The 8,192-nt window shown below is 65.1% G+C and carries 11 protein-coding genes; 1 reads left to right on the top strand and 10 read right to left on the bottom strand.

Annotated features, from left to right (window positions below; translation table 11 throughout):
- The 8 genes from RT662_RS07115 to RT662_RS07080 form a co-directional block, all read right to left on the bottom strand.
- A partial coding sequence (locus tag RT662_RS07115) for a bifunctional folylpolyglutamate synthase/dihydrofolate synthase (protein WP_313670016.1) occupies window positions 1-1,060 on the bottom strand: 1,060 nt, incomplete at its 3' end.
- On the bottom strand, window positions 1,057-1,908 hold the full coding sequence (gene accD / locus RT662_RS07110; protein ID WP_313670015.1) for an acetyl-CoA carboxylase, carboxyltransferase subunit beta: 852 nt from the start codon (window positions 1,906-1,908) through the stop codon (window positions 1,057-1,059). The genes accD and RT662_RS07115, both read right to left, overlap by 4 nt.
- Entirely contained in the window at window positions 1,905-2,738 is an 834-nt protein-coding gene (gene trpA / locus RT662_RS07105; RefSeq protein ID WP_313670014.1) for a tryptophan synthase subunit alpha, read from the bottom strand. The genes accD and trpA overlap by 4 nt, the downstream gene beginning before the upstream one ends.
- Window positions 2,735-3,982: a tryptophan synthase subunit beta gene (gene trpB / locus RT662_RS07100; RefSeq protein ID WP_313670013.1), complete on the bottom strand. Its 1,248-nt coding sequence runs from the start codon at window positions 3,980-3,982 to the stop codon at window positions 2,735-2,737. The genes trpA and trpB overlap by 4 nt, the downstream gene beginning before the upstream one ends.
- Entirely contained in the window at window positions 3,979-4,611 is a 633-nt protein-coding gene (locus tag RT662_RS07095; RefSeq protein WP_313670012.1) for a phosphoribosylanthranilate isomerase, read from the bottom strand. The genes trpB and RT662_RS07095 overlap by 4 nt, the downstream gene beginning before the upstream one ends.
- The gene (pyrF, locus tag RT662_RS07090) at window positions 4,608-5,285 is read right to left on the bottom strand and encodes an orotidine-5'-phosphate decarboxylase (protein WP_313670011.1); all 678 of its coding nucleotides are present in this window, start codon (window positions 5,283-5,285) and stop codon (window positions 4,608-4,610) included. The genes RT662_RS07095 and pyrF overlap by 4 nt, the downstream gene beginning before the upstream one ends.
- 4 nt (window positions 5,286-5,289) lie before the next feature.
- Entirely contained in the window at window positions 5,290-5,559 is a 270-nt protein-coding gene (locus RT662_RS07085; protein WP_313670010.1) for a hypothetical protein, read from the bottom strand.
- Between the two features lie 8 nt (window positions 5,560-5,567).
- The gene (locus tag RT662_RS07080) at window positions 5,568-6,323 is read right to left on the bottom strand and encodes a competence/damage-inducible protein A (protein WP_313670009.1); all 756 of its coding nucleotides are present in this window, start codon (window positions 6,321-6,323) and stop codon (window positions 5,568-5,570) included.
- A gap of 81 nt (window positions 6,324-6,404) precedes the next feature.
- On the opposite strand from RT662_RS07080, the gene map reads away from it, so the two are divergent.
- On the top strand, window positions 6,405-7,226 hold the full coding sequence (map, locus tag RT662_RS07075) for a type I methionyl aminopeptidase (protein WP_313670008.1): 822 nt from the start codon (window positions 6,405-6,407) through the stop codon (window positions 7,224-7,226).
- Here map and RT662_RS07070 read toward each other — a convergent pair whose 3' ends face one another.
- Window positions 7,227-7,916, bottom strand: a complete 690-nt coding sequence (locus tag RT662_RS07070) for a peptidylprolyl isomerase (protein WP_313670007.1) — start codon at window positions 7,914-7,916, stop codon at window positions 7,227-7,229.
- A 31-nt stretch (window positions 7,917-7,947) separates the two neighbouring features.
- Window positions 7,948-8,130, bottom strand: a complete 183-nt coding sequence (locus tag RT662_RS07065) for a DUF2892 domain-containing protein (RefSeq protein WP_313670006.1) — start codon at window positions 8,128-8,130, stop codon at window positions 7,948-7,950.
- Window positions 8,131-8,192 lie beyond the last annotated feature (62 nt).

Raw genomic sequence — 8,192 nt, 5'->3', positions numbered from 1 at the left:
GCAGGCGCTGGCCGGATTGCAGCAAGGGCCGCACGCTTTCGGCCAGGGCGCGGCCGGCGGCAGGATTGTGGCCGCCATCGATCCACAGGCTGCTGCCCGCCGGCAGCAATTCCCACAAGGGCCCGCTATCCAGTTTCTGCAGGCGCGCCGGCCATTCCACCCAGCCCATGCCGGCGCGATAGGCGGCATCCTTCACCGGCAGCGCCGTCTGGGCGCGCAGCATCGCGATGGCAAGCGCGGCATTGTCGTGCTGGTGGATGCCGGCCAGGCGCGGCAACGAGACGGCCAGCTTGCCGGCTTCGTCGCGGTAATGCAGCTGGCCTTCATAGGTCGCGGCATCCCAATCCTGCCCACGAATGAGCAGCTTGGCACCGGCGAGGCCAGCGACTTCGGCAATGCGGGCGGTCACGGCGGCAGGGTGACGGCCGGTCACCAACGGCACGCCCTTGCGCGCGATACCGGCCTTTTCCCGGGCAATGTCGAGAATGGTCGGACCCAGCCATTGGGTGTGATCGAGGCCCAATTGCGCGATGCCGCTCACCAGCGCAGTAGGGATGATGTTGGTGGCGTCCATGCGGCCGCCCAGGCCCACTTCGATGATGCAGGCATCGGCCTCGACTGTGGCAAAGGCCAGAAAGGCGGCCGCCGTGGTCAATTCGAAGAAGGTGATTGGCGCTTCGCCGTTGCGGCTGATGACGTCGTTCAACAGCACGATCAGCGCATCATCGTCGATCAACTGGCCGGCGAGCCGGATACGTTCATTGAAGCGGACGAGGTGCGGGCTGGAATAGACATGCACGCGCCGGCCTTCGGCTTCCAGGCAGGCGCGCAGCATGGCGCAGGTGCTGCCCTTGCCGTTGGTGCCGGCGACATGGAACACCGGTGGCAAGAGGTGGTGCGGATTGCCGAGCGCGCCGAGCAGGCGTTCGAGGCGACCGAGCGTGAGATCGATCTCGGTGGGGTGCAGATCGTGCGCCTTGCGAAGCAATGCGTCCAGCCGCGGGTTGTCAGACCGCGCCGGCGGCATGCGCGCGCCGGTAGGAGGAGGCGGCAGGCTCACGCCGCTTTTCGCGCCATCAGCAGCGTGATTAGCCGGCCCAGCGTTTCCTTCAGGTCACGGCGGTGCACCACCATGTCGAGCATGCCATGTTCGAGCAGATATTCGGCGCGCTGGAAGCCTTCTGGAAGCTTTTCGCGGATGGTCTGTTCGATCACGCGCTGGCCGGCGAAGCCGATGAGGGCGTTGGGCTCGGCGATCTGGATGTCGCCCAGCATGGCATAGCTCGCCGTCACGCCCCCGGTGGTGGGATCGGTGAGCACAACGATATAGGGCAGACCGGCTTCGTTGAGCATCTGGATGCCAACCGTGCTGCGCGGCATCTGCATGAGGGACAATATGCCTTCCTGCATGCGGGCGCCGCCAGCGGCGGTGAACACGATATAGGGCGCCTTGGCGGCCAGCGCGGCCTCCACGCCGGACAGGAACGCCTCACCCACGCCCATGCCCATCGATCCGCCCATGAAAGCGAAATCCTGCACGCCCACGATGGCGCGCTGGCCCATGATCTGGCCATCGCCGATCATCATGGCTTCGGGTTCGCTGGTCGCCGTGCGGGCGGCCTTCAGGCGATCAGTGTATTTCTTCTGATCCTTGAACTTCAAAGGATCTTCGGCAACCTTGGCCGCCGGCAACACCTTGTAGTCGCCATCAAAAAGCTGCGTGAAGCGCGCCTGCGGCCCGATGCGATCATGATGATCACAACGCGGGCAGACGCTGCCATTGTCTTCCCATTCCTTGGTATAGACCATGGCGCCACAGTTCTTGCACTTGGTCCACAGATTGTCCGGCGTGTCGCGACGGGCGAGGAAGCCGGTCAATTGTTGGCGGGTGCGGGTGATCCAGCTCATGCGGCTTTCTCCTGACGGGCGGTGCGCACCGCCTGGGCCAGCGCCGCCACCTGGGCAGCAACGCGGGCGGGAATATCATTGGCGCGCTCTTCCGCAGCGGCGCCAATGGCGTCAACGATGGCGCTTCCCACCACCACGGCATCAGCGTGGGTGGCGATGGCAGCGGCCTGATCGGGGGTGCGCACGCCAAAGCCGACCGCGATCGGCAGACTGGTCGACGCCTTCAGGCGGGCGACGGCTTCGGCAACATCGGTTGCGGCCGCGCTGTTGGCGCCGGTGACGCCGGCAACCGCGACATAATAGAGGAAGCCCGATGCGCCGTTGAGCACAGTTGGCAAGCGGTGCGCATCAGTCGTCGGCGTCGCCAACCGCACCAGGTGCAGGCCATGCGCAGCCAGTGCGGGCGCCAGTTCGTCACCCTCTTCAGGCGGTAGATCGACGACGATGCAGCCATCAATGCCGGCCAATTTTGCTGCAGAGGCAAAGCGTTCCGGGCCAAAGGCGAGGATCGGGTTGAAATAACCCATCAGCACGATCGGTGTGGCGTTATCAGTCTCGCGGAAGGCCGTCACCATCGCCAGCACCTTGCGCAGCGTGGTGCCGGCAGCAAGGCTGCGCAGATTGCCGCGCTGGATCGCCGGGCCATCGGCCATCGGATCGGTGAACGGCATGCCGATTTCGATCACGTCTGCCCCGGCGCCGGGCAGCGCGGCCAGGATTTCGGCCGACGTCGCCAGATCGGGATCGCCCGCTGTCACGAACGTCACCAGCGCGGCGCGGCCTTCGGCAGCGCAGGCGGCAAAGCGGGTGGAAAGACGATCCCTGCTCACATCGTCACTCCCAGCGCGGCGGCGACGGTGAAGATATCCTTGTCGCCGCGGCCACACAGATTGGCGATGATGATCTGATCTTTGCCCATGGTCGGAGCGATGCGCGCAACGGCGGCGATGGCGTGGGCCGGTTCCAGCGCCGGGATGATGCCTTCGGTGCGGCACAGAAGCTGGAAGCCTTCGAGCGCTTCGGTGTCGGTCGCGCTCTGATATTCGACACGGCCAATGGCGTGCAGCCAGGCGTGTTCGGGGCCAATACCGGGATAATCCAGGCCCGCCGAAATGCTGTGCGCTTCGGTGATCTGGCCGTCTTCATCCTGCAGAAGCATGGTCTTGTTGCCATGCAGCACCCCGGCGCGGCCACCGGCCAGCGATGCCGCATGTTCGTGGGTGGTCAGGCCCTTGCCCGAAGCTTCGATGCCGACGATGCGCACGTCCTTGTCGTCAAGGAAGGGGTGGAACAGGCCGATGGCGTTGGAACCGCCGCCAATTGAGGCCACCAGCAGATCGGGCAAGCGCCCTTCCCGTTCCAGAATCTGGGCGCGGGCTTCCTTGCCGATCACCGTCTGAAAATCGCGAACAAGCTCAGGGTATGGGTGCGGGCCAGCCGCCGTGCCGATGATGTAGAAGGTGTCGTGCACATTGGTCACCCAATCGCGCAGCGCTTCGTTCATCGCGTCTTTCAGCGTCTTGCTGCCGCTTTCTACGGCACGCACTTCCGCGCCGAGCAGCTTCATGCGGAACACATTGGGCGCCTGCCGCTCGATATCGCGGGCGCCCATGAAGATGGTGCAGGGCAAGCCAAAACGCGCGGCCACGGTGGCAGTGGCAACACCATGCTGGCCGGCACCGGTTTCGGCGATGATGCGCGTCTTGCCCATACGGCGGGCGAGCAGGATCTGGCCGATGCAATTGTTGATCTTGTGCGCGCCGGTGTGATTCAGCTCGTCGCGCTTGAGGTAGATCTTGGCACCGCACTCAGGCCGACCTTGGGCGGCCGCCACACCACGGAGTTCATCGGTCAGCCGTTCCGCGAAATAGAGCGGGCTGGGGCGGCCCACATAGTGCTTGAGCAGATCGTCCAGCTCGGCATGGAAAGCGGGATCGGCCTTGGCAGCGATATAGGCCTGTTCCAGTTCCAGGATCAGCGGCATCAGCGTTTCGGCGACATAACGCCCGCCGAATTCGCCGAAATGGCCGTTCGCATCGGGGCCGGCGCGCAGGGAGCCTGTCGGAGCGTTCATGCGGCCCTCACGGCGTTGGCAAAAGCCCTGATCTTGTCCACCGATTTCACCCCTGCACTCTCTTCCACACCTGATGCCACATCCACCAGCGCCGGTGCCACCCGGCGGATGGCATCTGCGACATTGCCGATACCAAGCCCGCCGGCCAGGCCAAAGCGCCGTCCCGGCCGCGTGTCGATCAGCAACTGCCAATCAAAGGCCAGCCCGTTGCCGCCGGGAAGCGGAGCGTCGTTAGGCGCTTTGGCATCTAGGAGCAACAGATCAGCCGGGCCTGCGGCCTTTTCGGCGCTGCGGATATCGTCACGGGTCTTCACCCCCGCCGCCAGCCAGACCGGTAGATTATACCGCGATTTCAGTTCACCCACCCGCTCTGCGCCGGCATCATGCAACTGCAAGATGGTGATGCCGGCTTCGATCACGGCGGCAACCAGCGCATCATCCGGCGCCACCAGCACGGCGACCCGGCCCACCCCAGAAGGCACGCGGGCGATCAACGATGCGGCGGTGCCCGGTTCAACAAAGCGTGGGCTGGGCGCAAAGAAGTTGAAACCAAGATGCGCCGCGCCAACTGCGACCGAGGCATCGACGGTTTCCGGCGTGGACAGCCCGCAGATCTTGAAGGGCGTCACAGGCTGGCTGCGATCGCAGCAGCCGCAGCGGCCGGATCGGGGGCCGACGTGATCGGGCGGCCGATGACGAGGATGCCAGCGCCGGCCTTGAGGGCCTCGGCGGGCGTCATCACGCGCTTCTGATCGCCAACGTCGCTGCCGGCCGGGCGCACGCCGGGCACGACGAACAGGCCATCGGCCCATTCAGCCTTCACGGCGGCGACTTCGTGCGGCGAGCAGACAATACCATTCAACCCGGCGCCGCGCGTCAACCGGGCCAGGCGCGCAGCCTGGGTGGCAGCACCATCGGGCACACCGCCGCTGAGCAGATCAGCGTCATCCAGGCTGGTGAGCACAGTGACAGCCACCACGCGCGTGCCGGGCAACGCGGCAGCGCGGGCAGCGGCCAGCATGGCGTGGCCACCGGCGGCGTGAACGGTGAGGATGGACGGGGCCAGCGGCGCCAGGCTCTTCACCGCACCGGCCACGGTGTTGGGAATGTCGTGCAGTTTCAGATCGAGGAACAGCGGCAACCACTGGCCTTCCATCACGGCGGCGATACCGGCCGGGCCGTGGGCGCAGAAGAATTCCAGCCCAAGCTTCACCCCGCCGACATGCGGCGCGACAGCGGCCACCAGTGCGCGCGCGGCGGCGACATCGGGCGTATCAACCGCCACGAACACCGGATTGGTCATGGCGTCAGGCTCCGCTGGACGGGGAAGCAACCTGGGTCTGTTCGACCCGGGCCGGGCGCACACGGCGGCTTGTCGCCAGCGGGCGCAGCAGGCGGTGCCAGGCCCAGGTCGGGATGACCCCGGCCAGAAAGGCAATGCCCAGCAGCATCGGCAGCGGCAGCGCCTTGGGCGTGCCATCGGGCAGGATGAAGGGCACCAGTGTCCAGTTGGACGCGGCCAGCAGGATGAAGACGATCGCCATCGCGGCGAGGAAGATCCAGCGAACGATTGCCATGTTGACCCTCACAGCTCTCCGTCAACCGGAGTGATACCAGCTTCCGACAGGGCTGCCATCAGCTTTTGCGCCACCTCGGCCAGTTGCGCTTCACTGGTGGAGCGCATGACGAAATTGGCGCCGGTCTTGCCCTCGCGCCAGAACGGGTAGGAACCGATCTGCACGCCGGGATTCTCCTTCTCGGTGCGCTTCAGGATCTCCGCGGCCTTGCTCTCCTGCGTCCAGGCGCCAACACTGCGCGACAGCACCGGCGCACCGCCCGGCAACTGCCCATCCAGCCAGGCCAACATGCCCTGCGTGATCATCGGCACGCCGGCCATGATGAAGATGTTTTCCACCCGGATGCCCGGCGCTTTGGTGCGCGGGTTCTCGATCAGGCTGGCACCGGCCGGCGTGCGCGCCATGCGCAGGCGGGCTTCGGTGAGCTGATCGCCATAATGCGCCGCCAGGATGGCGCGGGCGTCGGGGTGGATGATCACCTCAAGGCCCAGCGCGGCGGCGATGGCATCCACGGTAATGTCGTCGTGTGTCGGGCCAATGCCGCCAGTGGTGAAGAGATAATCATGCTTCACCCGCAGCGCATTCACGGCCTCGGCGATGGCGTCCATCTCGTCGGCCACCACGCGCACTTCCTTCAGGCGGATACCCTGCACGCCAAGCCATTTCGCCAGATAGGCGGTGTTGGCGTCCTGGGTGCGGCCCGAGAGGATCTCGTCTCCGATGATCACCAGGGCGGCGGTATAAATGCGGCTGCTGTCGCTCATGAGTGGCGACTTAGCGCAGGCGGGCGGCCGTGACCATGGTGAAGATGGACTTTGTCAGACCAAATCCCTATGTGCGAAAGGATGACGCAAGCGCTCTATACCACGGTGATGGACCCGCATGAAGGCCAGTTGCGCCTGCATGGCCCGGCCGCCTTTGAAGGCATGCGCAAGGCCGGCCGACTGGCCGCCGAGGTGCTGGACCATCTGACGCCGCACGTGCTGCCCGAAGTCGCCACCATCGATCTCGACACGATGGCGTGGGAATTCGTCCGCGCGACCGGGGCCGCTTCGGCGACCGTATTCTATCGCGGCTATTCCCATTCGCTGTGCACCAGCGTGAACCATGTCGTGTGCCACGGGATTCCGGGGCCGAAGAAGCTGAAGAGCGGCGACATCATCAACATCGATGTGACGGTGGTGGTGGACGGCTGGTATGGCGACACCAGCCGCATGTTCCTGGTCGGCGACGTGCCGTTGAAGGCGCGCAAGCTGGTTGACGTCACCTATGAATGCCTGATGCTGGGCATCGAACAGGCCCGGCCCGGCAAGACGCTGGGCGATGTCGGCCACGCTATCCAGACCCACGCCGAGCGCAATCGTTTTTCCGTGGTACGCGATTTCTGCGGGCACGGGCTTGGCCAGGATTTCCACACCGCGCCCAACGTCGTGCATGTCGGCAAGCCTGGGCGCGGCGTCATTCTGAAACCCGGCATGTTCTTCACCATCGAACCGATGATCAACGCCGGTGGCCCGGCAGTGAAGGTGTTGGATGATGGCTGGACGGCGGTAACGCGGGACCGATCGCTTTCCGCCCAGTTCGAACACAGTATCGGGATCACCGAAACCGGCTGCGAGATCTTCACTGCGTCGCCCAAGAGCTGGTACGCGCCGCCGTACGTTTGATCAGCGGCGTTTCGGCAGCGGCTTCTTCACAGGCGACTTCGCCACTGGTTTCGGCAACGGGATCAGCCGGTTCACACTGACAATCTTCACCGGCGCTTCGATCATCTGGCCTTTCATCACACCTTCGCCCTTGGTGGCGGAGATCGGCACGTTCAATATCTTGCGCACCACGTCCATGCCCTCGGTGACGCGCCCGAACACGGCAAAACCAAGATTGTCCCCCGGCCCGGCCGGGTTGGCATCCAGCGCCTTCAGACTGCCAAGGATGAAGAAGAATTGCGCCTGTGCCGTACCGGGCGCCGCGCGGGCCAGGCTGACAGCGCCTTCGTCATGGGTGAGACCAGTGCTTGTCGTCGGTTCATGGGCCACCGGTGGCAGCAGCTTGCGGCCATCCTGGATGCCGGCCTGCACCAGGCCGATGCTGCCATCGGGGGTGATCTTGTAGGCCCGATAGAAAGCGGCACCATCCAGCCGCCTTTCATCGACATGTTTGAGGATATAGCCGGCGGTCACCGGCGCCCGCTCCGTCTCCAGCGCGATGGTGATGGGCCCCAATTCGGTGGTCATCACCACTTTGACCGTCGCCGGCTCGGGTGCAGCCGGTGGCGGCGGCGGGGCCGGCACCTCTTGTGCAAGGGTGGGAAGGGCCAGCCCCATCAGGGCGGCAGCAAGGACAGCGCGGCGAATCATGGCCGCAGCATAACCTTGCCACCAGCAATCGCTACAGCTTGCAGGTGTTCACCCCCACCAGCCGATACAGCGGGCAGAAACCCATCACTCCGGTGAGCAGCGGCACCAGCCCCAGCCAGCCCCAAGGGGTTTGTGGCCCCACGAACACCAGAGAAATCAGGGCAATACCCAGCCCCGTCCGCAGAACACGATCAATTGTGCCTTCGTTACGCATGGCAATCACTCCTCAATCAAGCTGGTGCAATGGTGGCCCGCATCTAGCTGGCCAGCCTTGAT

This window comes from Sandarakinorhabdus sp., from assembly GCF_032115815.1.
Taxonomy (GTDB): domain Bacteria; phylum Pseudomonadota; class Alphaproteobacteria; order Sphingomonadales; family Sphingomonadaceae; genus Sandarakinorhabdus.
The sequence above is the reverse complement of the archived record's forward strand: the minus strand, read 5'-3'. Positions and strand labels throughout refer to the sequence as shown.

What these genes read in the sequence shown, in the direction of transcription:
- accD (WP_313670015.1), bottom strand. Translation starts at nt 1,908, where the DNA reads ATGAGCTGGATCACCCGCACCCGCCAACAATTGACCGGCTTCCTCGCC.
- trpB (WP_313670013.1), bottom strand. Translation starts at nt 3,982, where the DNA reads ATGAACGCTCCGACAGGCTCCCTGCGCGCCGGCCCCGATGCGAACGGC.
- pyrF (WP_313670011.1), bottom strand. Translation starts at nt 5,285, where the DNA reads ATGACCAATCCGGTGTTCGTGGCGGTTGATACGCCCGATGTCGCCGCC.
- RT662_RS07085 (WP_313670010.1), bottom strand. Translation starts at nt 5,559, where the DNA reads ATGGCAATCGTTCGCTGGATCTTCCTCGCCGCGATGGCGATCGTCTTC.
- RT662_RS07080 (WP_313670009.1), bottom strand. Translation starts at nt 6,323, where the DNA reads ATGAGCGACAGCAGCCGCATTTATACCGCCGCCCTGGTGATCATCGGA.
- map (WP_313670008.1), top strand. Translation starts at nt 6,405, where the DNA reads ATGACGCAAGCGCTCTATACCACGGTGATGGACCCGCATGAAGGCCAG.
- RT662_RS07070 (WP_313670007.1), bottom strand. Translation starts at nt 7,916, where the DNA reads ATGATTCGCCGCGCTGTCCTTGCTGCCGCCCTGATGGGGCTGGCCCTT.
- RT662_RS07065 (WP_313670006.1), bottom strand. Translation starts at nt 8,130, where the DNA reads ATGCGTAACGAAGGCACAATTGATCGTGTTCTGCGGACGGGGCTGGGT.